Origin of the sequence: Methanomicrobium antiquum (genome assembly GCF_029633915.1) — an archaeon.
Lineage (GTDB): Archaea > Halobacteriota > Methanomicrobia > Methanomicrobiales > Methanomicrobiaceae > Methanomicrobium > Methanomicrobium antiquum.
Genome location: NZ_CP091092.1, coordinates 903,835 through 929,841 on the forward strand (window position 1 = coordinate 903,835; position 26,007 = coordinate 929,841).

Annotated in this window: 29 protein-coding genes; 21 read left to right on the forward strand and 8 right to left on the reverse strand. The window is 38.8% G+C overall.

What is annotated here, in order from left to right; genetic code table 11:
• Positions 1–23 precede the first annotated feature (23 nt).
• The 8 genes from L1994_RS04495 (at position 24) to L1994_RS04530 (ending at position 7,559) form a co-directional block, all read left to right on the forward strand.
• On the forward strand, positions 24–443 hold the full coding sequence (locus L1994_RS04495) for a DUF2111 domain-containing protein (RefSeq protein WP_278100488.1): 420 nt from the start codon (positions 24–26) through the stop codon (positions 441–443).
• Positions 444–458: 15 nt separating this feature from the next.
• Positions 459–1,439: a biotin--[acetyl-CoA-carboxylase] ligase gene (locus L1994_RS04500; RefSeq protein WP_278100489.1), complete on the forward strand. Its 981-nt coding sequence runs from the start codon at positions 459–461 to the stop codon at positions 1,437–1,439.
• A 306-nt stretch (positions 1,440–1,745) separates the two neighbouring features.
• Positions 1,746–2,267: a biotin transporter BioY gene (locus L1994_RS04505; protein ID WP_278100490.1), complete on the forward strand. Its 522-nt coding sequence runs from the start codon at positions 1,746–1,748 to the stop codon at positions 2,265–2,267.
• Positions 2,248–2,940 carry an energy-coupling factor ABC transporter ATP-binding protein gene (locus L1994_RS04510; RefSeq protein ID WP_278100491.1) on the forward strand — a complete coding sequence of 231 codons (693 nt, stop codon included), beginning with the start codon at positions 2,248–2,250 and terminating at the stop codon, positions 2,938–2,940. The genes L1994_RS04505 and L1994_RS04510 overlap by 20 nt, the downstream gene beginning before the upstream one ends.
• Positions 2,930–3,646, forward strand: a complete 717-nt coding sequence (locus L1994_RS04515) for an ATP-binding cassette domain-containing protein (RefSeq protein WP_278100492.1) — start codon at positions 2,930–2,932, stop codon at positions 3,644–3,646. Before L1994_RS04510 ends, L1994_RS04515 begins: the two co-directional genes overlap by 11 nt.
• Positions 3,628–4,269 (forward strand): energy-coupling factor transporter transmembrane component T family protein, encoded by a 642-nt coding sequence (locus L1994_RS04520; RefSeq protein WP_278100493.1) that lies wholly within the window; start codon positions 3,628–3,630, stop codon positions 4,267–4,269. The genes L1994_RS04515 and L1994_RS04520 overlap by 19 nt, the downstream gene beginning before the upstream one ends.
• Positions 4,270–4,344: 75 nt before the next feature.
• A complete protein-coding gene (locus tag L1994_RS04525) occupies positions 4,345–6,081 on the forward strand; it encodes a pyruvate/oxaloacetate carboxyltransferase (protein ID WP_278100494.1) in 1,737 nt (578 codons plus the stop codon).
• On the forward strand, positions 6,078–7,559 hold the full coding sequence (locus L1994_RS04530) for an acetyl-CoA carboxylase biotin carboxylase subunit (protein WP_278100495.1): 1,482 nt from the start codon (positions 6,078–6,080) through the stop codon (positions 7,557–7,559). Before L1994_RS04525 ends, L1994_RS04530 begins: the two co-directional genes overlap by 4 nt.
• A 94-nt stretch (positions 7,560–7,653) precedes the next feature.
• On the opposite strand, the gene L1994_RS04535 is transcribed toward L1994_RS04530, so the two are convergent.
• Positions 7,654–8,778 carry an aminotransferase-like domain-containing protein gene (locus L1994_RS04535; RefSeq protein ID WP_341275806.1) on the reverse strand — a complete coding sequence of 375 codons (1,125 nt, stop codon included), beginning with the start codon at positions 8,776–8,778 and terminating at the stop codon, positions 7,654–7,656.
• A 284-nt stretch (positions 8,779–9,062) separates the two neighbouring features.
• On the opposite strand from L1994_RS04535, the gene L1994_RS04540 reads away from it, so the two are divergent.
• Positions 9,063–9,569, forward strand: coding sequence for a pyruvoyl-dependent arginine decarboxylase (locus tag L1994_RS04540; protein ID WP_278100497.1), 507 nt, complete (start codon positions 9,063–9,065; stop codon positions 9,567–9,569).
• Positions 9,570–9,763: 194 nt separating this feature from the next.
• Here L1994_RS04540 and L1994_RS04545 read toward each other — a convergent pair whose 3' ends face one another.
• From L1994_RS04545 to L1994_RS04560, 4 genes are all read right to left on the reverse strand, one after another.
• Entirely contained in the window at positions 9,764–11,545 is a 1,782-nt protein-coding gene (locus L1994_RS04545; RefSeq protein WP_278100498.1) for a thiamine pyrophosphate-dependent enzyme, read from the reverse strand.
• A 186-nt stretch (positions 11,546–11,731) separates the two neighbouring features.
• The gene (gene proS, locus L1994_RS04550; RefSeq protein ID WP_278100499.1) at positions 11,732–13,165 is read right to left on the reverse strand and encodes a proline--tRNA ligase; all 1,434 of its coding nucleotides are present in this window, start codon (positions 13,163–13,165) and stop codon (positions 11,732–11,734) included.
• Between the two features lie 2 nt (positions 13,166–13,167).
• A complete protein-coding gene (locus L1994_RS04555; RefSeq protein ID WP_278100500.1) occupies positions 13,168–13,743 on the reverse strand; it encodes a stage II sporulation protein M in 576 nt (191 codons plus the stop codon).
• Complete coding sequence (locus tag L1994_RS04560) at positions 13,736–14,581, reverse strand: DUF63 family protein (protein WP_278100501.1); 846 nt, start codon at positions 14,579–14,581, stop codon at positions 13,736–13,738. Before L1994_RS04560 ends, L1994_RS04555 begins: the two co-directional genes overlap by 8 nt.
• 14 nt (positions 14,582–14,595) lie before the next feature.
• Here L1994_RS04560 and L1994_RS04565 point away from each other — a divergent pair, with 14 nt between their 5' ends.
• Positions 14,596–15,675 carry an NAD(P)-dependent glycerol-1-phosphate dehydrogenase gene (locus L1994_RS04565; RefSeq protein WP_278100502.1) on the forward strand — a complete coding sequence of 360 codons (1,080 nt, stop codon included), beginning with the start codon at positions 14,596–14,598 and terminating at the stop codon, positions 15,673–15,675.
• 6 nt (positions 15,676–15,681) lie between these two features.
• A complete protein-coding gene (locus L1994_RS04570; RefSeq protein WP_278100503.1) occupies positions 15,682–16,137 on the forward strand; it encodes a UPF0179 family protein in 456 nt (151 codons plus the stop codon).
• A 95-nt stretch (positions 16,138–16,232) separates the two neighbouring features.
• Here L1994_RS04570 and L1994_RS04575 read toward each other — a convergent pair whose 3' ends face one another.
• On the reverse strand, positions 16,233–17,090 hold the full coding sequence (locus L1994_RS04575; protein ID WP_278100504.1) for an ADP-ribosylglycohydrolase family protein: 858 nt from the start codon (positions 17,088–17,090) through the stop codon (positions 16,233–16,235).
• A 75-nt stretch (positions 17,091–17,165) separates the two neighbouring features.
• Between L1994_RS04575 and L1994_RS04580 the strand changes: the two genes are divergently transcribed.
• The 10 genes from L1994_RS04580 (at position 17,166) to L1994_RS04625 (ending at position 24,269) form a co-directional block, all read left to right on the forward strand.
• Positions 17,166–17,432, forward strand: a complete 267-nt coding sequence (locus tag L1994_RS04580; protein WP_278100505.1) for a UPF0058 family protein — start codon at positions 17,166–17,168, stop codon at positions 17,430–17,432.
• Positions 17,389–19,011, forward strand: coding sequence for a tRNA uridine(34) 5-carboxymethylaminomethyl modification radical SAM/GNAT enzyme Elp3 (locus tag L1994_RS04585; RefSeq protein ID WP_278100506.1), 1,623 nt, complete (start codon positions 17,389–17,391; stop codon positions 19,009–19,011). Before L1994_RS04580 ends, L1994_RS04585 begins: the two co-directional genes overlap by 44 nt.
• The gene (gene priS, locus L1994_RS04590; protein ID WP_278100507.1) at positions 19,011–20,165 is read left to right on the forward strand and encodes a DNA primase catalytic subunit PriS; all 1,155 of its coding nucleotides are present in this window, start codon (positions 19,011–19,013) and stop codon (positions 20,163–20,165) included. Before L1994_RS04585 ends, priS begins: the two co-directional genes overlap by 1 nt.
• Positions 20,155–20,877 (forward strand): hypothetical protein, encoded by a 723-nt coding sequence (locus tag L1994_RS04595; RefSeq protein WP_278100508.1) that lies wholly within the window; start codon positions 20,155–20,157, stop codon positions 20,875–20,877. The genes priS and L1994_RS04595 overlap by 11 nt, the downstream gene beginning before the upstream one ends.
• 106 nt (positions 20,878–20,983) lie before the next feature.
• Positions 20,984–21,262: a 50S ribosomal protein L44e gene (locus L1994_RS04600; RefSeq protein ID WP_278100509.1), complete on the forward strand. Its 279-nt coding sequence runs from the start codon at positions 20,984–20,986 to the stop codon at positions 21,260–21,262.
• Between the two features lie 5 nt (positions 21,263–21,267).
• On the forward strand, positions 21,268–21,456 hold the full coding sequence (locus L1994_RS04605) for a 30S ribosomal protein S27e (protein WP_278100510.1): 189 nt from the start codon (positions 21,268–21,270) through the stop codon (positions 21,454–21,456).
• Between the two features lie 10 nt (positions 21,457–21,466).
• Positions 21,467–22,252, forward strand: coding sequence for a translation initiation factor IF-2 subunit alpha (locus tag L1994_RS04610; RefSeq protein ID WP_278100511.1), 786 nt, complete (start codon positions 21,467–21,469; stop codon positions 22,250–22,252).
• The gene (locus tag L1994_RS04615) at positions 22,253–22,411 is read left to right on the forward strand and encodes an RNA-protein complex protein Nop10 (RefSeq protein ID WP_278100512.1); all 159 of its coding nucleotides are present in this window, start codon (positions 22,253–22,255) and stop codon (positions 22,409–22,411) included.
• Positions 22,404–23,150, forward strand: coding sequence for a proteasome assembly chaperone family protein (locus L1994_RS04620; RefSeq protein WP_278100513.1), 747 nt, complete (start codon positions 22,404–22,406; stop codon positions 23,148–23,150). Before L1994_RS04615 ends, L1994_RS04620 begins: the two co-directional genes overlap by 8 nt.
• Before the next feature lie 3 nt (positions 23,151–23,153).
• Positions 23,154–24,269 carry an endonuclease Q family protein gene (locus L1994_RS04625; protein ID WP_278100514.1) on the forward strand — a complete coding sequence of 372 codons (1,116 nt, stop codon included), beginning with the start codon at positions 23,154–23,156 and terminating at the stop codon, positions 24,267–24,269.
• 27 nt (positions 24,270–24,296) lie between these two features.
• On the opposite strand, the gene L1994_RS04630 is transcribed toward L1994_RS04625, so the two are convergent.
• Complete coding sequence (locus L1994_RS04630; protein ID WP_278100515.1) at positions 24,297–24,491, reverse strand: hypothetical protein; 195 nt, start codon at positions 24,489–24,491, stop codon at positions 24,297–24,299.
• A gap of 52 nt (positions 24,492–24,543) precedes the next feature.
• Positions 24,544–25,917 (reverse strand): cobyrinic acid a,c-diamide synthase CobB, encoded by a 1,374-nt coding sequence (locus L1994_RS04635; RefSeq protein WP_341275807.1) that lies wholly within the window; start codon positions 25,915–25,917, stop codon positions 24,544–24,546.
• Between the last annotated feature and the right edge of the window lie 90 nt (positions 25,918–26,007).

The following is a 26,007-nucleotide window of genomic DNA, read 5'->3' on the forward strand; positions in this document are numbered from 1 at the left end:
TAAAATGTTTACAGGAGAATAAAATGAGTGAACACAAATTATCTGCAGATTCAGATGCCTCTGATTTTTTGCCGGTTGCAATGGCAATACACCGCATAATAAGGCTTCCTGTCACTGCCCGTTCCAAAAACTGTAGGGGAGTGCAGATTGAAAACGGACATGTCGTAAATGATGATTATTCAGGGCCTGTATTAGAAGAAGTTATAAAGCTAAACAGCCTTTTAAAGACCAGTCCTCCGGATGGCCCATACAAAGGGGTTCCTGTAATTGTAGCCCCTATCAGAGATCAAAACGGAGAAGCAACAGGGGCAATCGGAGTTGTTGATTTCGCAGGAGTATTTGATCTTGCAACATTAATGGAACACCAGTCTGCAATATTAAAGCAGGTATGCGGTAAAGATCCGTGTCCTCTGCCTTCTGAATTATCAGCTTCAAAAAAGTAATAGAAGGTAATTATAATGAATAAAACTGCTGAAAAAATTCTTGCTATACTTGAAAAAAGGAAAGGTCCGGTGTCTGGTGAAGAAATAAGCAGAGATCTTGATATTACCAGATCTGCTGTATGGAAACAGATTAATGAGCTTAAAAATAAAGGTTATCAGATAAATTCATCAAAAACAGAGGGTTATGAATTGATTGCTCCATCTGATCTTTTGCTTCCATATGAGATAAAAAAATACTTAAAAACCAATTTTATTGGTCAGGATATTTTCCATTTTCAGACAACTCCTTCAACAACATGGATTGCAAAAGATTTGTGCCGAAAAGAAGAACCTGACTCATTAAACGGTACAATTATTATAGCCGAAGAACAGACCGGAGGTGTTGGCCGTCTTGGAAGAGCATGGTTTTCACCAAAGGGAGGAATATGGGCTACAATAATTCTAAAGCCAAAAGTTCCGATTGAAAGGCTGTTTTTTGTGACAATGGCAGGATCAATTGCTGTTGCAAGAGCTATAAGGCAGATGTACAATATTGGTGCTCTTATAAAGTGGCCAAATGACATATACATTGGCGATAAAAAAATATCCGGTATTCTTCTGGAATTATCAGCAGAGGCAGACCAGATTCACTATTGCCTTCTTGGAATGGGAATTGATGCAAATATAAGCCCTGATGATCTTCAGGATGGGATGAAAACTCCGGTAACCTCACTTAATGTCGAAACAGGAGAAGATATAAATCGTGCCAAATTCCTTGCGAATGTTTTACTTGAATTTGAAAGGAGATTAAATCTTATTGAAGAAGGTGAATATGAGTCTCTTGTAAGGGAATGGAAGAGTCTTTCACTGACGCTTGAAAAAAGAGTAAGAATTACAACACCCAGAAAGACAATTGAGGGTGAGGCAATGGATATAGACGACCATGGCGCTTTGATAATCAAAAAAGACAATGGTATGGTTGAAAAAGTCCTTTCCGGAGATTGTACCCCAATCTGAATAAATCTGAATTTGGTATGAAAGTCAAAATCCCTGATAAACTTTCATCACTTTTTGTGTGATGAAAAAAGCTCATCATGGGGCTTTTACATGAAAGATACTTCGTAACTTACATGAAACAGTTAGCATGAAATATAATTTCATGGACGTTTTTTGAATAAATTAATTTTTTATCGGGTTTTAAATATCAGATTTTGGTATTCTGAAAATATTTATATGCATTTTTTCTTCTTATCACGTGCATTATCCGCCAGATTTTAGAAATCTATATCTTGTCAACCACAAAATAAAATGAGGTTGACATAGATGTACGGTGATGAAAAAAGAACACAGATTATTTCCCAGACCGGGCTTTTTATTGCATTAACTGCTATTGGAAGTTATATTACAATACCTATGATACCTGTTCCTTTTACTCTGCAGACCCTTTTTGTTCTTCTTTGTGGATGTATTATGAAAAGGTATGCAGTAGTTGCCATATCACTGTATTTAATAATTGGTCTTATTGGTCTTCCTGTTTTTCACCAGTTAACATCAGGGCCGGGAATTCTTTTGGGCCCTACCGGCGGTTATCTTATAGGGTTTGTCGCGGCATCGTTTATTGTAGGTATTTTTTATGAGAAAAAAAGCAGAATTCTAAGAATATCCGGACTTTTTTTTGGAACCGCAGCAATATTGGTATTTGGAGTGTTATGGATAGCAGTCTCAAGTGGAATTTCCATATGGTCGGCATTTTTAATCGGCGCTGTTCCTTTCGTTGTTGGAGATTTAATAAAATTCATTCTTGCTTTTCTCATATCTGAAAGAGTTGAAGGTATTGATGATTGATTTACAAAATATTAAACACAAAATACTTGATATAGACAATTTCCAGATACCAAAAGGTTATACATGCATAATAGGAGAGAATGGGAGCGGAAAAAGTACGCTTTTAAATTTACTCTCCGGAATGGATCTGTCAGAAAAAGGCAGTGTTTATGTAAACAGAAGACGAATCCGGGATATAAACGTAGGATATGTTCCTGAATGTCCTGAAAGGCAGATTATTTTTGAGTTGGTTTTTGATGAGATAATCTCTCCGCTTCGTTTTTCCTTTGTAATATCTGATGAGGCATCAGAAAAAACAATGGCGATTTCAAAACTGCTTGGCATCACTCATCTTTTAGATAAAAAAACATTTGCACTTTCAGGTGGCGAGAAAGCATTTGTCTCACTGGCAGTGGCAATTGTGTCATCACCTGAGCTTTTGATTCTTGATGAACCGGATTCTCATCTTGATTTTGACACAGCGGGAAAATTAATGTCTGTTTTGAAAAAATCAGGCACTGATTATGTTATTCACTGTACACAAAATATGGAGATTGCCAAAACGGCTGATTTTCTGATATATATGGAAAAAGGCAGAATAAAATTCAGCGGTCATCCGGAAACTGTTTTTAAAAATTTAAAAAACACAAATTTTTTTCCGGTTATGTGGAGGCTTGAAGAAATTGTCGGATAATTTATCTGAGCCTCAGATAATTTTAAAAGATTTAATTTTAAAAAGAGACGGATTTACTCTTTTAGCTAATGGCGTCTTTGAAAAAGGCGTACATCTTATCACCGGAAAAATAGGGTGTGGCAAAACAACTCTTTCAATGGCTCTTGCCGGCTATCTAAGACAAGAGTCCGGTCTGATAGAATGCAAAAATATTGAAAAAACGCTCCTTTCTATGCAGTTTCCCGAGTACCATCTGACCGGACTGACACTCGAAGATGAAATTAAATCCTGGGGACTGTCCTCTGATGAAATATTAGATAAATCAGAACTATGTGGATATGGAAAAACCGACCCTATGAAAATGTCAAGAGGGGAATTAAAAAGACTTCATCTGGTATGTATTTTATCTAAAAGAAAAGATCTGTTAATTCTTGATGAACCGTTCAGCACTCTGAGTCCAATGTGGAAAGAACGTTTCTGCAATAATCTGGCGATTCAGGAAGGCATCACTATTATTTTCACGCATGAACAGACTTATTTTCCAAAAACAGATTATATCTGGGATATCGATTCAGGAGAGCTGAATTATATAGGTCATGTTCCTGAGTGCCTGGATTCCTGGAAAAGTGCTCCTGAATATATCAAAACAGCACTTAAAAAAGGTGTTTTGCCAAAAAATATCAGGTTTGAAGATACTCTGGAGGCAATATGCAGGATGCAAGATTAAGAATATTTTCAATATTTTTGCTATCATTTTCGGCATTTACCAGTATTACAGGTGCAGGACTTGTTTTCATATGGTGGCTTTTTTTTTCAGAAAGGGAAAAATCAATTCCGTCAGTCAGAATATTTCTGGGATTTTTTTTCTTAACATCAGCAGTTGCTTTTTTTATGGAGATTAGAGGTTTTAACGGACTTTTTTACTTCTGCAAAATGATTGTTATTCTGCTTGTTGCCTGCTGGGCATTTAGTCATATTACATCTAAGGATTTACTAAATTTCATGACCTGGATGTTTGGCCAGAAATATGGTTTTGAACTGGGGCTGATATCAGCAATAGCGCTTAATAAAATAAAATTAACATCAGAAGATTACAGTCGGGCAAAGATTGCATACAGCATTAAAAAAACAAAAATAAGATGGTATGACTACATATCCGTTTTGGGAAATATTTTCATATGGTCGCTTAGGGACGCATCACAGCAGGGAAAAATTCTGGCACTTCGCGGATACACATTTGGCGGAAGTATGCAGCCTTCATTTGAGAAGTCGAAAAATGACATAATACCTGCCTTTCTGGCAATAACGATTTTTTTATTCTCTTTTTCCACCTTAGTGACATATTTATAGTTCGGATGAGAAAGTTATTAGAGACCTGATAACTTTAAAAATATCGATACAAGCCGCCCTTTTTGGAGGTAATTTATGAGTGTGACAAATCCTGTAAAGATAACAGATACTACCCTTAGGGATGCACATCAGTCCTTGATCGCAACGCGTTTAAGGACTGAGGATATGATCCCTGTTGCCCGTGAGATAGATAAAGCTGGCTTTTTTTCAGTTGAAGCATGGGGCGGTGCAACTTTTGACAGCTGTATAAGATATCTAAATGATGATCCCTGGCAAAGGCTCTCTGATTTAAATTCTGTTTTGAAAAACACTCCTATACAGATGTTGTTACGTGGACAAAATCTTGTAGGCTACAAGCATTATCCTGATGATGTTGTTGAAAAATTCATTGAGGCCGCAGGCAGAAACGGTGTTGATATCTTCCGTATATTTGATGCCTTAAATGACATTCGGAACATGGAAAAATCAATGGAAACTGTAAAGGACATTGGTGCGCATCTTCAGGGAACAATAAGTTATACAACAAGTCCTGTCCACTCAACAGAAAAATTTATTGGATTTGCCGAGGCTCTTTACTCAAAAGGCTGTGACTCAATATGCATAAAAGATATGGCCGGCCTGATTATGCCAAAAGCGGCAAAAGAGTTGATCACAGGAATAAAAGATAAAGTAGACATTCCGGTAAACCTGCATTCTCATTCAACAAGCGGAATATCTCCTATGAGCTATCAGGCGGCGATAGAAGCAGGTGTTGATATACTTGATACGGCTATGTCTCCGTTTGCCATGGGAACATCACAACCTCCGACAGAAAGCGTTGTTGCAAGCTTGAAAGACACAGATCGTGATACAGGTATCGATCTGATGAAGCTTAAGGATATCAAGAATCAGTGTATGCTGATGAGAGAAAAATACGCAGGACTGATTGATCCAATTTCTGAGAGAATCGACAGTGACGTACTTATCTATCAGCTTCCAGGCGGAATGATCTCAAACCTTGTTTCACAGCTAAAAGAGCAAAATGCCCTTGATAAAATTGATCTTGTCCATAATGAAATTCCTCATGTAAGGAAGGATTTGGGCTATCCGCCTCTTGTTACACCGACAAGTCAGATTGTTGGAACACAGGCAGTTCTAAATGTACTGATGGGCGGGGAGAGATACTCAAACGTCACACAGGAAGTAAAAGACTATGTAAGAGGTCTTTATGGAAAACCGCCCGGAAAAATATCAGATGAGATAATCAAAAAGATAATAGGAGACCAGAATCCTTTTTCCGGAAGACCGGGCGATCTTTTAGAACCTTTATATTCCAAGATGGCAAAAGAAGCCGCTGAGAAAGGTCTTGTCAAAAAGGATGAGGATATTCTTACATACATTTTATATCCTGCAATCGCACCCTCCTTTTTGAAGGGAGAGAGAAATGCAGAGGCAATACCAAAGTTATCTGCCAAATATGCATCCCGTTCTTCTGAGATTCCAAGCTGTATGGAGGTTGAAGTTGACGGAGAAATATTTTCGGTAAGAATTCTCTCAGTAGAAGGCAGTGCAGTTGAATCCGCAGATTCTGTGGGTGCAAAGAAGATTCCGCGTGACATTAAAGGCGGAATTATGAGCAATATGCAGGGAATGGTTTTGAAGGTTGAGACTAACATCGGCGCACAGGTAAAACCCGGAGACACTCTTGTTGTCCTTGAGGCAATGAAGATGGAAAACCCGATAAAATCCACAAAGGAAGGAAAAGTAACACAGATTTTTGTGGATGAAGGTGATACTGTGCAAAACGGTGACGTTTTGCTGGTGATTGAATGAAGTATTTTGAAAAAGTACTGATTGCAAACCGCGGTGAGATTGCAATAAGGATAATGCGTGCCTGCAGAGAACTTGGAATAGAGACGGTTGCAATTTATTCGGAGCCTGATAAAAATTCCCTGCATGTAAAGTATGCAGATGAGGCATTTCCTGTTGGCGAGGCTCATCCCTCTAAGAGTTATTTAAATAAGGATAAGATAATAAAAACCGCCCGTCAGGCAGGAGCAGATGCTATTCATCCGGGATATGGTTTTCTTGCGGAAAATTCCGGATTTGCAAAACTCTGTGAAGAAGAAAATATAAATTTTATCGGTCCTTCATGGAAGTCAATTGAAGCTATGGGCTCAAAACTCGGCTCCAAACATATGATGGAAAAGGCAGGTGTGCCTGTTCTGCCATATACTCCTGAGGGTGTGAAGTCCATTGACGAGGCAAAAAAAATTGCTGGAAAAATTGGCTATCCTGTTATCGTCAAAGCCAGTGCAGGTGGTGGCGGAATTGGAATGCAGATTGTTGAATCTGAAGATGGGTTAGAAGAAGCAATTGAAAAGGGAATGAGGATTGCACAATCTGCTTTTGGCGACCCAACTGTTTTTATTGAGAAATATCTTGTAAAGCCCAGGCATATTGAATTTCAGATTCTTTGCGACAAACAGGGAAACGGTGTCCATTTATTTGACAGGGAATGCTCCATACAAAGAAGACATCAAAAGCTTGTCGAAGAAGCACCCTGTCCTATAATGACTGATGAATTAAGGGAGAAAATGTCACATTCTGCTCTTAAGGTAGCTGAGGTTTCTGGATATTATAATGCCGGAACAGTTGAATTCCTCTATTCCGAGGGTAATTACTACTTTATGGAGATGAATACACGTCTTCAGGTGGAGCATACTGTAACTGAGATGATAACTGGAGTTGACCTTGTCAGACAGCAGTTAAAGATTGCGGCAGGAGAGGATCTTTCACTGTCACAGGATGACATAACAATTCGTGGACATGCGATTGAATGCAGGATAAATGCCGAAGATCCATTAAATAACTTTACAGCAGACCCTGGCAAAATCGTAAGATACAGATCCCCTGGGGGTCCCGGAATCAGGGTTGATTCGGGAATCCATATGGGATACTCTATTCCACCAATGTATGATTCAATGATATCCAAACTTTGTTCATGGGGTATGAACAGGCAGGAGTGTATTGAAAGAATGCGTCGTGCAATCTATGAATATGTTATAATCGGTGTTCATACAACGCTTCCGATGCATCATGCTATTATGTGCGACAGGGACTTTATAACCGGAAATACACATACGCATTTCTTAACTGACGAACACATAAAAAAGAATCTTGCAAGATTCCTTCGTGACGATGAGGCTAGGATGCAGACTCTGGCGGCATCTCTGAGGCATGGAAAACAGTCTGCGGCAATAACTGCCGCTGTTAATGTATATATTCGTTCACAAAACCCTGAATCATAAAAAAAATGAAAATTCAATAATTTTCTTAAATTTTCTTAAATTAAAAAAAATCTTTTCTGAATGTTCTTTTAAAAAAGAGATATTTTCATCTGTTTTATTTTTTTATTTTATCTGTGTCTGCAAATATATCTGAAAGTACTTCAATGCCCTTTCTGATATCATCTTCATCAGAGTTTGAGAAATTAATTCTCACAGTGTTGTCTCCGCCGCCGTTTACATAAAAAGGGTATCCTGGAAGAATTGCCACATTTTTCTCCATAGCCTTTTCAAACAATTTTTGTGATGAGATATTCTGTGGTAATGTCAGCCAAATAAACATCCCGCCTTTTGGACTGGTGTGTCCAATCTCAGCCGGAAACATCTCATCCATCAGTCTGGTCATAAAACTGCATCTATTACTATATTCTGATCTGATTTTTTGGATGTGTATATCAATATCATTTGTCTGAAGATATTGCGTTATTATTCTCTGGCTGAGGTAATTTGAATGAAGATCAGATGCCTGTTTTGCGGTAGATATTTTGTCAATAATTTCTGTTGGAGCGCAAATCCATCCAAGCCTCATTCCGGGAGATATAATCTTTGAAAAAGAACCCGTCATTACACCAAGGTCCGGCAGATATTTCTTTACAGGTTCAAATATCTCGTCTGTGAAATTTAATTCGCCGTATGCATCATCTTCAATGAATAAAGTATCAGTGTCTGATAAAATTTCTCCAATTTCTTCTCTTTTTTCCCTGGAATATGTAATTCCTGAAGGATTTTGCGAATTTGGTATGCCATAAAAAATCTTTGGATTTTCTTCAGAAACTATATTTTGAAGTTCATTTGTATCAGGTCCGTCTTCAAATAATCCAACAGAGAAAAATTCAGGTTCATATAAAGAGAAGGCCTGAATAGCTCCAAGATAGCCCGGACGTTCGATTAAAACAGCATCATCTTTGTCAATCAGAATTTTTCCTAAAAGATCAAGGCATTGCTGGGAACCGTTAGTAATCAGTATTTCATCACTACTTATCAAAAGACCATACCTTTTCCTGTAACGCTCTGCGATATACTCGCGAAGCGGAAGATACCCTTCTGTATTTGAGTATTGGAGAGCATTTCTTCCATCCTCTTTTATTACGGTTTCTGCGGCCTCTAAAATACCCTCTGTATCAATAAGGGAAGGGTTTGGAAGTCCGCCGGCAAATGAGATGACTTCGGGTTGCTGTGTCACTTTTAAGATTTCCCTGATAAATGATTTGGGAGTTTTTTGTATTCTTTTTGAAAAGCAGTATTTCATCTAAAGATAGTATTTGTTTTTAAAATTATAAGGATTATTGAAAAAAAGAGATGCAATCCGGATTTTAATTTAATATTAATTTGCATAACTTTAATTAATACTATTTTTAAGCGCATATTTGTAACAAAAATGCGTAATCTTAAATTTACTTCCTTATCAATTCATATAGTTTTAAGAAGACTGAAATTAAATAAGAACTAAATTTTTAGGTGAGTATATTGGGTTCAGGAAATTTTGTACCAAAGAAGGTTTTTTTTACATCAGGCTCGGGCTCTCATCAGGACAGACTGACATCGTTTGAAATGGCACTCCGAAAGGCTTCTATTGAGTGCTATAACCTCGTTGAAGTTAGTTCTATACTTCCTCCCAGGTGTCGGATAATTTCAAGACAAGAGGGAATTAAGGAATTGTTTCCGGGAAGCATTGTATTTACAGTAATTTCAAGATTATCTTCAAATGAGGCTGGCAGTAGAATAACTTCTTCTGTTGGTATGGCAATTCCAAAAAATCCGGAGACTGAATGGGGATATTTTGCAGAATATCATACTTTTGATGAGACAAAAGAGCAGGCCGGCAAATATTCCGAGATGATTGCAAATAATATGTATACCAGTATTTCAGACAAAATTCCGGAAAAGACAATGAATATAACAGAATCAGCAGTCGTTCCCGAGAATGGTGACTGGACAACAACAATCGCCGCGGCCGTTTTTTTAATGGAATAATTTAAAATAAAAAAATATCAGGATTTTTGCATAAAAGTCAAAAATCCCTGATAGATTTTCATCACTTTTTTGTGTGATGAAAAAAGCTCATCATGTGCGTTTTACATGAAAGTTACTTCGTAACTTACATGAAACCGGTGCATGAAAAAAATTATCATGGACGATTTTAATGAATAAAAAATTTTTAAAATCTCTTATTCAGCAAATCTTTTTGGATCCGTGTTAATATCAACAATGAATGGTTTTTTGGATTTCATAGCCTTAATTAATGCCGGCTTTAATTCATCAGGTTTTTCAACTCTTATTCCGTCTCCACCGCAGTTTTTGGCATATTCAGCAAAATCCGGATTTAATAGATCTGTTGCATAATTTTCGTAATTTTCCATCATTTGTTCGACCTGAATCATTCCAAGCTCTCTGTTAGAGAGAACGACAACAACAATTGCAAGATTGTATTTAACTGCTGTTACAAAATCCGCCATTGCCATTGAAAATCCGCCATCGCCTGTTATGCAGAATACATCCTTTTCAGGCCAGGCGATTTTAGCCGCAAGAGCGGCAGGAAAACCAAAACCCATTGTTCCAAGATAGCCGGACATTGCAAATTTCTGATTTTTAATCCTGAAATTTCTTCCAAACCACCACTGATTTTCTCCAACATCAAGACCAATTGCTGAATTCTCAGGGATTACATCAGAGAGTACTTTCATAATAAAAGGAGGCCTTATCGGGGTTTTATTTTCGTCTGCCTCTTTTAACAAAATTTCTTCCCAAATCTGTTTTAGATTTTTTATTTCAGTCAGAATTTTATTATTTTGTTTCTCATTTGCCAATTCCAAAAGCCCCGGAATTATAAGTGAACAATTTCCAAGCAGAGATATACCCTCTGAACTTTTTTCAAGTTTAAGCGGATTTGAATCAATCTGTATAATTTTCCTGTCTGTTGGCACGTTTGTAAGCTGTGAAAAACCTACTCCTGCGGTTATCAAAAGATCTGAATTATTTACAAATTCTCTTGCATGCGGAGTGCCTACAGAACCAAGAATTCCAAGATTCCATTCATTGTAATCTGATATTATACCTTTTGCGCGAAATGTGGTGACAATCGGAGCCTTTATTTTATTGCTTAGTTTAAGAATTTCATCTCTGCAGTCCCTGCATCCCCATCCGATAATTATTACAGGATTTTTTGCTTTGTCAATTAAATCAGCGGCCAATTTTAAAACACTACTATCAGGACTGACTTCATAATTTCCGGTAATGTTTTCTTTTTTACATTTTTCAATATCGATAAACTCTTTTTGTATGTTGTTTGGAACAGATATCTGTGAAACACCTTTTTGAATAATTGAAAATTTCAGTGCTTTTGTCAAAAGCAAAAGTGCCATGTGCTTATCATAAATGGTGTTGTTATAGACTACAAGAGGTCTGAAAAATGCGTCCTGATCAATCTCCTGAATTCCTCCGGGTCCTGTATACTGTGCCCTGACCTGCCCGTTTATAGATATTACAGATGAGTTGTCTTCTTTTGCGTCATAAAGACCGGTTGCAAGATTTGTCGCACCTGGTCCTGCAATTGTAAGGCAGGCGGCAATTTTCCCTGTGAATTTGTTGTATGCTGATGCGGCCATTGCAGCATTTTCCTCGTGCCTTACAACAATATATTTGATATTTTTGTTTTTTCTGATAGCCTCAACAATTCCTAGCGATGATGTACCCGGAAGTCCGAATACGACATTTATATCCCATTTTAAAAGCTCGGATACAATAGCGTCTGAAACAGTAGTTGCTGAATCGCCTGAAATTTTTTCCGCTGAAGAAATTTCACTAAATTCAGATTTTTCAGCACCGCAGACAGGACATTTCCATTCAACAGCAAGATCTTTGAATAGTGTTTCCGGTTTCGTATTAGTTGCAGGCTCGCCTGTTTTCTCATCATAGATATAGCCGCATATTCTGCATCTCCATTTTAGCATGATTAACCACTAACTCCTGTTAACTGAAATTTAAACCGTCCTGTGATAAAATGATTCCTGCATATATTATCAGCGAATAAACTGAATGGCTAAAATTTCAGAAAAAAAGGTTAAAAAAAGAATTTTAGTTTACGTGAAAGTTACTTCGTAACATACATGAAATAAATTTGTTTCATGAAATTTATTTTAGTAACTTCTTGCTACAAGGGCAGGTTTTGAAGGCTTGCCGCAGATGATGCAGTTGCCATTCTCCTCTTTGATGTATTCAGATCTAATCTCATTTCCAAGAACGCTGACATCAAGATTTTCTTCGATTATATCTGCGCACTCCTTACATCCACACCATTGAACAACAGCCACGCCTTTTTCTACAACTTCTTTTGCCTCTTCAAATGATGAAACTGAATGAATTTTTCCTTTTATGGTGTCTGAAGCTTTTTGCTTCAAAGCATTCCTGAATAATTCAAGCTGATTGTTAATTCCTGACAGGACATCTTCTCTTTTTACAGGGGTCTTCTCACCAAAGCGGTTAACAGTCATAATAACGCCGTTTTCAAGATCTCTTGGACCAATTTCAACTCTTAATGGAACACCCCTCATCTCCCAGTGGTAGTATTTGGCACCAGGGCGAAGTTCTCTTGCATCCAGCTTTACACGGAATCCTGCGCTTTTTAACTCTCCTTCAAGTTCTTTTGCAGATTTAAGTACTTCTTCAGCACTATTTTTTGTGATAATCGGAACTATTGCAATCTGGACAGGTGCAACCTCCGGCGGGAGGACAAGACCTTTGTTATCACCGTGAATGCTTATAAGTGCGGCAATACACCTTTCAGAAATTCCATAACATGTCTGGAATGCAGGTTTTTGTTCACCATTTTCATCTTCGTATTTCAGGTCAAAAGTCTTTGAGAAATTATCGCCTAAATGGTGAACTGTTCCGACCTGAAGAGTTCTTCCGTCAGGCATTATAGCATCAGCCGCCATTGTATAGTCGGCACCGGGGAATTTGTCCCACTCAGGACGCTTTGAAAATATTATCGGAACACAGATTCTGTCATAGAATTCTTTATATAGCAATATTGCGTCTTCTACCTGTTTTTTGGCATCATCCCATGTCGCATGGACAGTGTGTGCCTCTTTAAACGATGTTATCTCACGAAGCCTGATAAGCGGGCGGGTATGTTTTGTCTCGTATCTGAAAGTATTTACAATCTGATAAAGTTTTAAAGGCAGATCTGCATGTGAACGCACCCAGAGTGAATACATGGGGTATATTGCAGTCTCACTTGTAGGTCTTAGGGCAAGTTTTACATCAAGCTCCGTTGTTCCTCCGTGAGTTACCCAGTATACCTCCTCTTCAAACCCTTTTATGTGTTCAGCCTCTTTCATGAATTCATTTTCAGGTATAAGAAGTGGAAAGAGCGTTTCTTCGTGGTCGCGGTCTAAAAGCTCGCGAAGAATATTGTATGTAGAACGTCTGAGAGAAAATCCATGGGGATACCAGACATAAAGGCCTTTTACCGGATAGCGTACATCCATAATTTCTGCACGCCATAGCATTTCGTTATACCATTCACTGAAATTTTCCTTTGAAGGAAGTGTAGTGCTCTCTTCTGCCATATTCAGACTCCCTGAAGTACTAGATCTATGATTTGTGGTGTAATAAATGCCTCTATAAATGCGGCAAATGCCAGAAGAGGAATTACTATCACTATGAATTTTCTGCCAAGCGTTTTTGCATCAATTGCCGCATCACCCTGTCCTTTAAATTCAGTCCACAATGACTCAGACAGCAAAAATCCAAGTCCGGCTGCAATCAAAAAGGCGGGAATTTCCAGTATTCCATGCGGAATTATTGATGCTAGAATTGGAAGGTAACCTGTTTTTTCTGATGCATAACTTAAAACAAACCCGATAATCACCCCGTTTGTCATCAGAATAAAAATTGTCAAAAGTCCTAAAGTCGCTCCTCCGATAAAGAGCAGAACCGAAGCCTCAAGATTATTGAAAAAAAGCTTTCCGGCAAGAACCAAAGGATTATCGTCTGCTACAAAGGCAAACATTTCATTCTGCAGTGTCTGAATAAGTGTTTCTGCCATCTCTTCGTTTTGGGCGAGTGAAAATACACCGATAATTGCAAAGAGGATGAAAATTATTAATGAAAAGGCTACAGCCAGTGAGAGTCTGTTATCAAACATAGAGAATCATCCTCACCATATCACGAATACCAGGCGCCATTCCAACCATTATCATTGCAAATAAGATCAGATGCCAGAAAGCCTGGCTTCCTTCCTGCCTGTACATCTCAAGGACATAAATTCCAGGGATAATGACAATGAGCTTTAGTAAAAACATTGAAAATGCTGTTCCTGTTGCTTCAATTAAAAATGACCCTGCAACATGCTGTTCCACATATGTTATTTCGTGCAGATCGATTCCGAAACTGGTAGCGCTTGCGTCAAGAAGATGTCCGAATATCAGCAGTTTGTAGAGAATATCAGATACATATTCCCATTTTAACACATACCTGATGAAAGCCCAGACAATACAGGATGTAGCAGTCGCCATTGCCAAAATAAAGAGCATTACATAGATGTTTATCTGGGTCTGTGTAACGCCGACAAAGACAAGAGGTATGAGTGAAAGAGCGCATGCAAAAATACCTGCCGCGGCCAGACCGCGACTGAAATTTTCAATAACCTTTCTGCTTTCAAGTATCCTTGAAGATATGAGCGCCGCTATAACATAAAAGAAAATTACAAAGTAAATTATCGGCGTTATTAAAAGCACATTCCAGGGCGGAGGGATAATTCCGGTATCTTCAACTACCCGTAAAAGGCCTCCTAAAACAACATACGGGATGAGAGCCAGTATAAATTCCGTATCAATGCTTATTCCTGATTTAATCAGCCAGCGGTAGACAAAATATACTGAAACAATCAGAATCGCCGCATAGGTTAAGGTATCAACAATTGTATATGCCTCTCCGTTAAGAATCGGACCAACATAATATTTGTATATAAAATCCCCTATCATTTATTGATAAAATAATGAGCGCAGATGGTATAAAAGTACTCAAAAAACCCCAATTTGATAAATCCAGATGGCTTCAGATGCCCAGAGATGTTCTTATTGGACACGGAACGATAGAACAGCTCCCAAAAGTATGCGAAGATTTGCATCTGGGAAAATCTGCTCTTATTATCGCCGGCGAAAATACACTAAAAGCTGCCGGAGGTCATGCAAAGGAGCTTTTGGAGGAAAAATACAGCGTTGATATTTTCTGTGCGAAGAATATATCGCTGGAAACTATAGAAAATGCTGAAAAATCTGCTGAAGGTTTTGATTTCATTTTAGGAGTTGGCGGCGGAAAGGCAATAGATCTGGCAAAAATTGTGTCATACAATCTTGATTGCCAGTTCATAAGCGTCCCTACTGCGGCGTCACACGATGGAATAGCGTCTGCACGTGCATCTGTCCCAACTGCCGGCGGCAGTGTCTCTTTGGATGCACATCCTCCCCATGCAATTGTTGCAGATACAGAAATTATTGCAAAAGCACCGCACAGGCTGATGGCATCCGGATGTGCTGATATAATCTCGAATCACACCGCAATTCTTGACTGGGAATTATCACACCGGATGAAAGGAGAATCAATCAGTGAATATGCCGCGGCCCTGTCCAAGATGACTGCAGAAATTCTTGTCAAAAATGCGCACCTGATATATCCCGGCTCTGAAGAAGGTGCATGGATTGTAACAAAAGCCCTTGTATCATCTGGAGTTGCGATGAGTATTGCCGGGTCATCAAGGCCTGCTTCCGGAGGAGAACATAAATTCAGCCATGCACTGGATATTCTGTCTCCTGAAAGAGGTCTTCATGGTGAACAGTGCGGCATTGGTTCGATTATGACAATGTATCTGCATGGCGGCAACTGGCGGGAGGTTAGGGAATCCCTCAAGGATATTGGCGCGCCCATCACTCCCCGGCAACTTGGAATTGATGATGAAACTGCTGTAAAAGCCCTTTTAATGGCAAAAGAAATCCGTCCAGAGAGATTTACAATTCTGGATATGGGTCTTGAGAGAAAATGTGCTGAAAAACTTGTGAAGATGCTATACATGGAGTGATTAAAAATGACAGAGGATCAGATTCGTATAACTCTTGTAGGAAACGCTATTTCAAAAACAGGGACTGAATATATCTATAAAGGTGATCTGCCCGGTTGTGAAGGATGCAGGATGTTTAAAGTCTGCAACAATCTAATCCCAAAAAGACGCTACAGGATTGTAGGAATCAAAAATGAAGATGTTCATTCCTGCAATATTCATTATGGCAGTATGTGTGCAGTAGAAGTAATTGAATCGCCGATTGAGACTTTGATTGAGGTGAAAAAAGCAATTTTAAATTCTGAAATTATCTTCAAGCCTTCATGCACGGAGACCGGATGCAGATATTATGATATCTGTATGGCTGAGGGACTGATAGAGGGTGACAGGTACCTTATATCATCGATATCAGAGGATTTTAAACCTGAATGCATTCGTGGAAAAACACTAAAAAAAGTTGAACTGAGTAATATATCCGATTAATAAATCTGGATAATATATCTGAGAAATATGTTTGAATCTGAGTGATATGTTTGTATGATATCAATCTGAGTAATATTTTTGAGTATTATATCTGATTAAAGAGCATTTTTAGCCAGCATATATGCTGTTTTTTCAATCCTTTCGGCATCTCTTAATTTATTCATCCATCTTTTTGGAATTACATCAATACCTCCGTATGCTCCTCCAAGTGCACCGCAGATAGCACCTATTGTATCTGTATCGCCTCCCATGTTTACTGCTCTTATCAGCATATCCTCAAAATTTTCTGATTCTAAAAATAAAGATAATGCACAATGTGTGGCTTGTAGAGAGTCGAGAGAGGGACTAAGCGGGTATGATTTATAGTGAGACAAAATTTTTTTAACAGAAATTTCTTCACATTCAAAAAGAGTACTTTTAAAAGCCTGAATTTTCTCTTCGCCCCTGCAAAGTCTGCTTATCATGCTGTTTATGAAAGCTGAACATTCGCATGATACCGGATGGAAGTGTGTTATCTGTGAACATAATATGCTGTAAGCGCGGACCTCTCCCGGAGGGTAAAAAACACCCAGTGGAGGACCACGCATCACACTGCCGTTGCTTTTGCCTCCTCCTTTTTTATACAAATTATATGATATTTTAGAATAATCCATTCCTTTTAAAATACCGCTAAATACTTCTTTAGATGTGGGTCCGAAAAATCGAGGTTCCTTCTGATATTCCATACACATCCTAAGCGCAATGTCATCCGGGAAAAAACCCTTCATTTCGATTAGCGATTCGGCAATGGCAAGAGCCAGGAGAGTATCATCAGTTATGTCTCCGGCCCGCGTGTTGTTGTGCCCTCCTGAAATAATGTCCGTCACTGGTATTTTTTGTGCATTAAGACCCTCTAATGGCGCGCCCAGTGCATCACCTGTGGCAAGTCCTATTATTGTTCCTACTCCCCGCAAATAATCAAATATAAAGATCACCAATAAATTATATCTTGTTAGGATTGTTAGTATTTTTTAAGGATTGGTGATATAGTGCAAAAGGAGGAATTACTTCACTTACATATGCTTCTTATTCAGGTTAAGAAGTACTACGAATCAATTGATAATGAAGAGATTGTTACAGGGAAATACAACAAATTAAACATTTCACCTGTTCATATTCACAAAAACAAGATCTGTCATAAAGAGGCTATTCTGACTCTTGGTGAAGAGCTTGTAGGATATATTCAGCACAATCATGTGCCGGCAGTGGAATATGCTTCCGGTGCGGGTTCTGAAGAGGTTGCCGTTGAAAACTAATCCGGCTGACTACAACACTATTTTAAGGGAGATTATTTCCCGCATTTTATCTGAAGCAAAATCATCATCTGACGTTCAGAAGATAAAGGCCTCTGTAGCAAAAAAATATTCACTGAATTCATTTCCAAGAAATTCAGAGCTATTTTCTGCCGCACTTGATTCTGAAAAAGAAGATTTGAGGAATTTTGTTCAGGTAAAGCCGTCCCGCACAATTTCAGGAGTAGCTCCTGTTGCTGTGATGACATCACCCCATCCGTGTCCGCATGGAATCTGCCTCCCGTGTCCGGGAGGTCCGGAAAATGAACTGTTTAAATCTCCACAGAGTTATACGGGTGAAGAGCCTGCGGCACTTCGGGGAAAACAGCTTGAATACGATCCATATGCTCAGGTTCAGGCAAGACTTAGTCAGTTTGAGATGCTTGGTCATCATATCGAAAAGGCTGAACTGATTGTAATGGGAGGCACCATGACGGCGCGTGATCCTGAATATCAGGAATGGTTTATGCGTTCGTGCATTCGTGCAATGAATGAATACGGTAAAGAAGACCGCGGTGATATTTTTACATTTGAAGAATTATGCACCGAAAATGAAAAATCAAGGGTTCGCTGTATAGCAGTTACTTTTGAAACAAGACCGGACTGGTGCAAAAAAGAGCATATTGACAGGATGCTTTCACTTGGTGTTACAAAAGTAGAGCTTGGTGTTCAGAGTCTTGACAACAGTATTCTTGAATTTAACAGAAGAGGGCACTTTGTTGAGGATTCTGTACTTGCAAACTGTTCGCTAAGAGATGCAGGAATCAAAGTTGGTTTTCATGTAATGCCAAATCTTCCCTCTGCAACAATTGAAGATGACAAAAAAATGTTTGACACACTTTTTTCTGATGAAAGATTCTGTCCGGATTTCATCAAAATCTATCCTACACTTGTAACTCCTGGTTCTGAGATTGAAAGTCTCTGGAAGAGGGGAGAATACAAAGTCTATGATGAGGATGAACTTGTCAGTCTTGTTGCTTATGGAAAATCAAAATTGCCTGAGTATGTGCGTCTTCAAAGAGTACAACGTGATATACCTGCAAAATTAATTGTTGCAGGTTCACATTTCAGCAATTTCAGACAGCTTGCAAAAAACCGTCTTTTGGAAAACGGCGGCCAGTGCAGATGTATAAGATGCCGCGAAGCCGGCAGGAATGTAATAACCGGTGAGCCGGTCATTGAAATTGTTGAGTACAGATGTTGTGGAGGTACAGAGTATTTCATTCAGGCTGTTGCTGATGACTGTCTTGTGGGCTTTGTGAGGTTAAGACTTCCCAAAAACCCCTGGAGGGAAGAATTGAAAAATTCTGCACTTGTGCGTGAACTTCATGTATATGGAGCCCTTGTACCTCTCTCAGAGAAAGGTTCGGGCAACAGATGGCAACACAGGAATTATGGCGATCGCCTTTTAAAGATTGCAGAAGATATTTCAAAAGAGAAAGGTTACGGCTGTGTTAGCGTTATGAGTGGTATTGGTGTCAGACCTTATTACAATAAACGCGGATATGAAAGGCGCGGGCCGTATATGGTAAAGGAATTTTAATGAATGCGGCAACAAACGAATATCTAAAGTCTCAGTTTACCCGGTATTACAAAAGAGCAGTTTTTGATCTTCCACCTGCTCTTGAACAGAGGGAGTGGGGCTTTATTTTCTTTGATTCTGCAAATGAAATGAGAATGAAGCGTCATATTGGATTTAATGAAAGATCTGATGTTGAAAATTACTTGAAAACAATGGTGCCGCGTCATGCTTATTATTCAACAGCCTATTATGCTCTTCCTTCCGCCGGAAATATGCAGGATAAAATATGGTCCGGTGCAGATTTAATCTTCGATCTGGATGCAGATCACATTGTCCGTTGTGCATATGATGAAATGTTAAAAAGAGTCCATGAGGAGACCATTAAAATTTTGTCTATGCTTAACGATGAGCTTGGATTCAGCCAGAAAGATATGTCTATTGTATTTTCCGGCGGGAGGGGTTATCATGTTCATATTAGAAATCTGGAAGTTCGCGGCTGGACAGGGCCGGAAAGGCGTGAACTTGTTGATTATGTATGTGGAACAGGCCTTGATCCTGATATTATGCTTAAAGGAAGAAAGAAAGGTGTTCTCGCCGGCTGGCCTCAGCGATACAGACAGGCTCTTATAACTTATCTTATGGGCTTAAAAAATTCCGGAGAAGATGAAGCTGTAAAAAAATTATCCTCATTAAAGGGTGTTAGTAAAAATTCAGCGCAGGAATTTTACAAATCAACAGACAGCATATTAAGGGCCTTAAAAAAACCGGAGAGAAATGTTTTGGTCAGCCGCGTATTAAGGGCAGTGCTTACCGGAGAGGATAGTGACTTTTCTGAAAGGATAAAAGATAAAGCCGCCCTTACCGATGAGCCTGTTACAACTGACATAAAACGACTTATCAGAATGCCCGGTTCTCTTCATGGTGGAAGCGGATTTAAAGTTATGACACTGACTCCAAGAGAATTTGAAAATTTTGATCCATTAAATGATGCAGTTATTTTTGGCGAAGAACCTGTAAAAATTGACCTTTCATTCAAACTTGAGATGCCGCTTCTTGGAAATAAATATTCATTAGAGAAGGGAATCAATACTGTACCCGAGGCTCTGGCTGTTTTCTTATGTGCCAGAGGCATTGCGGAATATCTTGGCGGAGGCGATAAAACCAATGGATTTTGATTATCTTCGGCTGATCTCTCTTGATGAAAGAGAAAGCGGGAAGCTTTCATCAATATCTGCTGATACATACGATATTGCAGGAGAATATCTTGCTGAACTCTATGAGGAGGCCAAATCCATTGATCACTTCATGACCAAAAGGGGCAGTGAACTGATTGATGAAATTGAGAGTGTCCAGTCTGTACTTCAGACTATAATTGATCAAAGGTTTAAGAAAATAATAAAACTCGCAGAAAATCAGACCGGTACCGGAAGGGTGGATAAGGAAGAGCTAAAAATGCTCATACCTGTTGAAAGAGAGATGTATGATGAGATTTTAGAGGCGATTGGGAAATGCAGGGATAAAATCACAGGTACTTGTACAGATTATGTTTCTCAAAGCGCAGGTTCCTTTAAACACAGAAAAAAAACCGAACCGAAAAGAACTGTATCTTCTCCTGAAATCATTTCGCCAGTCATCACAGATGATGACTTCCCTATAGAGAATAAATTCATTGAGTGTACAGGTAATCCTGAAAACCCGGATAAGGAAAGTTTGAAAAGCAGTGATGAATATGAAATTGTCTATATTAAAGAGAATATAGACTCCTTTATGGGTCTTGACGGACATATATATTCATTATCCGCTGAGGATGTTGTTTCATTGCCGGTGCAGAATGCATCTGTTCTTTGTGGACGCAACATAGCCTTAAATATCAGGGTAAGCAAATAATAATGAGATTTATTGTGAAGACTTCCCTGTCGGGCTGTTTTCCTGACCCTAGAAAAACAGATGTTTTTCATCGGTTAATATCCAATTTAAAGGGGCTAAACGTTTTATGAAGATGCCAACAAAGTTCAAGACATATTGTCCATACTGTAGAAAACATGAAATTCATGAGGTTGAGAAGGTAAAAAAAGGCCGTGATCTTCACCTTCACTGGATTGATCGTCAGAAAGGGCGCAGAAGCAAAGTCGGAAACATGGGTAAATTCTCAAAAGTACCTGGTGGAGACAAGCCAACAAAGAGGATTAATGTGAGATACCGCTGTTCAGTATGTGGTAAGGCACACCTTAGAAGCGGCGTCAAAGCAGGTAAATTTGAACTTACGGAGTGATTTCAATGGTTCGTGTAAACAGAGAAAACAGAACAAAATTTTATACAGTAAAGTGTCCTGACTGCGAAAATGAACAGAAAATTTTCCAGAGGGCAAGTACAGTTGTAAACTGTGTCGTTTGTGGAAAAGTTCTTGCAGAGCCTAAAGGCGGAAATGCAGATATAAAGGCAGAAATTATTGCCGAGCACGAGTAAATATATTGTTATGACTGAGAGAGAGTGGCCGGAAGAAGGAGAACTGGTCGTATGCACTGTTGCAAATGTGAAGGATTTTGTTGCATTTGTAACACTGGATGAATATAACGATCATGAAGGCCTGATTCCAATTGCCGAAATAGCGCGTGGGTGGATAAAACATATTCGCGACTTTGTTCGTGAAGGACAAAAAGTTGTATGCAAAGTTCTTCATGTAAACACAAGTCGCGGTCATATTGATCTCTCTCTAAAAGATGTCAATGAACATCAGCGCAAAGAAAAAATTCATGAATGGAAGAATGAACAGAAAGCCAAAAAATGGATAGGCTTTATTGCAGAAGCTTCCGGAATTTCAGAAGAGACGCTGATATCTAAGTTTTATGATGAATACGGAGCATTGTTTCCTGTATTCGAAGACATCCTTATAGATGAGGATGCAACACTTAAGAAACTGGAGCTTGACGAATCTGTTGCAAAAGCGCTTGTAAATATTGCAAATGAGAATGTCAAACTTCCAAAGGTTACAATTTCAGGAACTCTTGTTCTGACATCTAACAAACCGGACGGAGTAAATGTCATCAGACGGGCACTAAGAAGCGCTCAGCCAAATATTGATGATGTTGAAATTGAGCTTGTTTATGTCGGCGCTCCAAAATACCGCGTTAAAGTAACTGCTCCTGACTATAAGTCTGCTGAAAAGGCCATCAACAAAGTTGCAAATGCGGCAATTGGTGTTATGGAACGTGCAGAGGGTCAGGGAAGTTTTATTAGAAAACAGCGCGCCGGTAAGAACTAGATGAGTCGTAAAATAAAAAGCTGTCCTAAAGACGGCACATATACTCTCTCTTCTGAATGTCCTGTTTGTGGAGGAAAAACCGGGGTTGCACACCCGCCCAGATATTCCCCGCAGGACAGATTTGGGAAATTTCGCAGGGTGACTAAGAAAAATGCATGATATTACTGTAAACTTTTTTAAAGAAGATGATTATTCCTGTGATATATTAATAGAAGGTCTGCCTGGTGTAGGTCAGGTGGGAAAACTTGTCGCAGAACATATCATAGAAGAGCTTGACGCAGAGAAAATAGCGGAAATTCATTCTATATTTTTCCCTCCACAGGTTTTGATCGATGATTTGGGCATTACAAGGCTTCCCAATAATGAAATATATCGTTATAAGGGAGAAAATCTGAAAATAATGTTTCTTGTAGGAGATTTCCAGAGTTCATCTCCTGAAGGTCATTATCTCCTTACAGATACTTATCTTAATATTGCCGAAAAACTTGGAGTAAAAAAAATCTATACTCTGGGTGGCTATGGAGTTGGCCATCTTATAGAAGATATAAGAGTTCTGGCGGCAGTCAACGATGAAAAACTAAAAGAAGAGGTTGAATCTGCAGGTGCTGTTTTCACAAACGGTGAACCCGGAGGCGGAATTATAGGAACATCCGGTCTTCTCCTTGGAATGGGTAAGAACAGAGATATTGACGGTATCTGTCTTATGGGCGAAACCTCCGGTTATCTTGTTGATCCAAAAAGCTCAAACTGTGTTTTAAAGGTTCTCTCCAATCTCATTGGAGTTGAGGTTGACGCAACTAAACTTAAGGAAAGAGCTGATGAAATGGAGCATTTTGTTGAAAAAGTTAAAGCATCTGAAAAGGCAAGCTCTGAAGAAGAATTGAACTATATCGGCTGATTTATGATTTTAACAGCAGATTTGCATATACATTCTCTTTTTTCAATGGCCGCATCTAAAAACACAACTCCTGAACTGTTGGAAAATTCCTGCAGGATAAAAGGGATTGATGTTTTGGGAAGCGGTGATGCTTTCCATCCTGTCTGGCGAAAAAGCTGGGATGATTTTCTTTTTGAATCTGATCTTTCTGTAATTCCTTCAGCTGAAGTAGAGGGAGAAAAAAAAGTTCATCATCTTATACTAATGAAGGATTTTTCAATTGCCGGGGAGATATCTGAGAAACTCGCGCCTTACAGTCCGAATATAAAAAAGTCCGGAAGGCCTAATGTTTCTATTTCTGCAGAGGCACTTTCAGAAATTGTTCATGACTGTGGAGGATATATAGGACCTGCCCATGCATTTACACCATGGACGGGGATGTATGGCCGGTTTGGAAGCCTCGCCGAATGCTACGGGGAAGAAAAACCCGATTTTCTTGAACTTGGTCTCTCTGCAGACACCTCTTATGGTAATAAAATCTCAGAACTTGATAATATTCCGTTTCTTTCCAACTCTGATGCACATAGTTTCTTTCTTCACAAGATAGGACGTGAGTTTAACAAAGTTGACGCCCGTTCAAAAAGTCCTGAAGATGTACTTGATTCGGTGCTGAATGGCAATATTGTGATGAATGCAGGATTTTTCCCGGAAGAAGGAAAATATAACCGGACCGCCTGTTCAAAATGCTACCGGCATTTTACACCGGATGAAGCAGAGAAGTTAAAATGGAAATGCCCGCATGATGGCGGCAGGATTAAGATGGGTGTTCATGACAAATCAGTTCTTATGGCTGACTGTGTTACAGAAAGTATGAGACCGCCATATCTTCATATAATGCCGCTTGGTGAAATTATAAAAGAAGTTTTGAACGTTTCTTCTCCGATGGCAAAAAAGTGCTGTAGTCTTTATTCACGATTAATATCTGAATTTGGAAATGAAATTTTCATTCTTACTGAAGCACCGGTTGAAAAGATTTCTGAAATTGACAGATCAACAGGTATTGCCATTGAAAAATTCCGTCAGGGAAAAGTAAAACTGATTCCTGGCGGCGGTGGAATGTACGGCAGGTTTGAAATTTAAAAAAGAAATTGTTCCATTCGGATTTTATCATTCGGATTTGTGTGAACTATGTGAACTTTCAGTCATTTGCCCCTTTATCTGATTTTTGATCTCTCTTATTTCTTCAAGAGCATTGTCTCTTGATTCTGTGTCTCCCCTTTCATGTGCGGCTGTAGCTATGTCAGTTAACTGGATTAAAAGAGAAAAAGTATCTCTGTCTTCGAGGATCTTTTTAGAGATCATTCTATCTTTCTATTTTAAACAGGTTTAATAAATAATTTCCTTAATTTTTGAATCAGGGATTATTTTTCACTATTCTGATTTTTTCAACTAAATTTTTTGAAAAGTTGTCTGTGAAATATGCATGAGTATATCCAGCAAGGAGATTATTTTGATATATTCCGTCTTTTCCATTATCAATACCTTTTCCTCTGGAAAGTTCAAGAGCAAATTTCACATCTCTGTCGCAATCGAGCTTTGTATAGTGAAATTCATGCCCGTTATAACAGATGTTATGGTCAAGTATGCAGTTTTTTGCTGTGCATTTTGCACTGACATATCCAAGTGCCTGGAACCTGTCCATTTTGACTACATCTGCCGGAAGGATTCCTGCCATCCTGAAAGTTTTTCTATCTGATGTTATTTTTCTACAAAGATATGTAAGACCTCCGCATTCAGCATAGATGACTTTGTCCTGATTCGCGGCTATTTTTATCTGTGTTGTACATTTTGAAGATTCAAGCTTTTCCATATGAAGTTCGGGATATCCACCTCCAAAGTAAAAAGCGTCTGCATCCGGAAGACTATCATCTATCGGACTAAAAAAGATTAATTTTGCACCGTACTTCTTTAGTCTGTCAAAGTTATCCTGGTAGTAAAAATTAAAAGCCCTGTCATAGGCTATTGCTATTGTAACCTCTTCTTTTGCAGAATTTTTTTCTTCAGTAAAAATTTTGTTAATTTTAGGGTCTTTAAAATGTGTATTTTCAATTTTGGCATAGAATTCTGCAATTTGGATGAGCCCGTCAATGTCTGCGTTTTCTTCAAGAATTTCTGCAAATTCAGCCATGGCACTTGTTTCATGAGCCATCTCAAGTCCCAGGTGACGGCTTTTGACAGACTTTTCCTTTTGATTTGGAATAAAACCTGAAGCCTGTATTTCTAATGAAGCTTTTATCATTTCAGAGTGTTTTGAACTTCCAACTCTGTTGAACATGACTCCGGCAATATTGACATCTCTGTCAAATGATGCAAAACCCCTTGCAACGGCGTTTACACTTCTTGAAGATCCTTTGGCATCTATAACAAGTATTACAGGGGCGTTTAGAATTTTTGCCACATGAGCCGTGCTACCGGTATCTTCTCCTTCTAGACCGTCATACATTCCCATAACGCCCTCTATGATGGCTATGTCTGCACCTGATGAAGCGTTTATAAAGGTCTGTCTGACGCCATCTTCGCCCATCATATAAGGATCAAGATTTCTGGAATTTCTTTTGCAGATTGCTGTGTGATGAGAAGGATCAATAAAATCAGGTCCGATTTTATACGGCTGTACAACAAAGCCCCTCTTTACAAGTGCGGCCATAAGGGCGCTTGATATTGTTGTTTTTCCACAGCCGCTATGTGTTCCTGCAATAATCAGTGTAGGGATCATCTTAATATTCAATCGAATTATCTTTTTTTAACACTAAAAAAATCTCTGATTATCTTTCAATATATTCTTCCAATATATAATTAATTTGCATTAATTCAAATT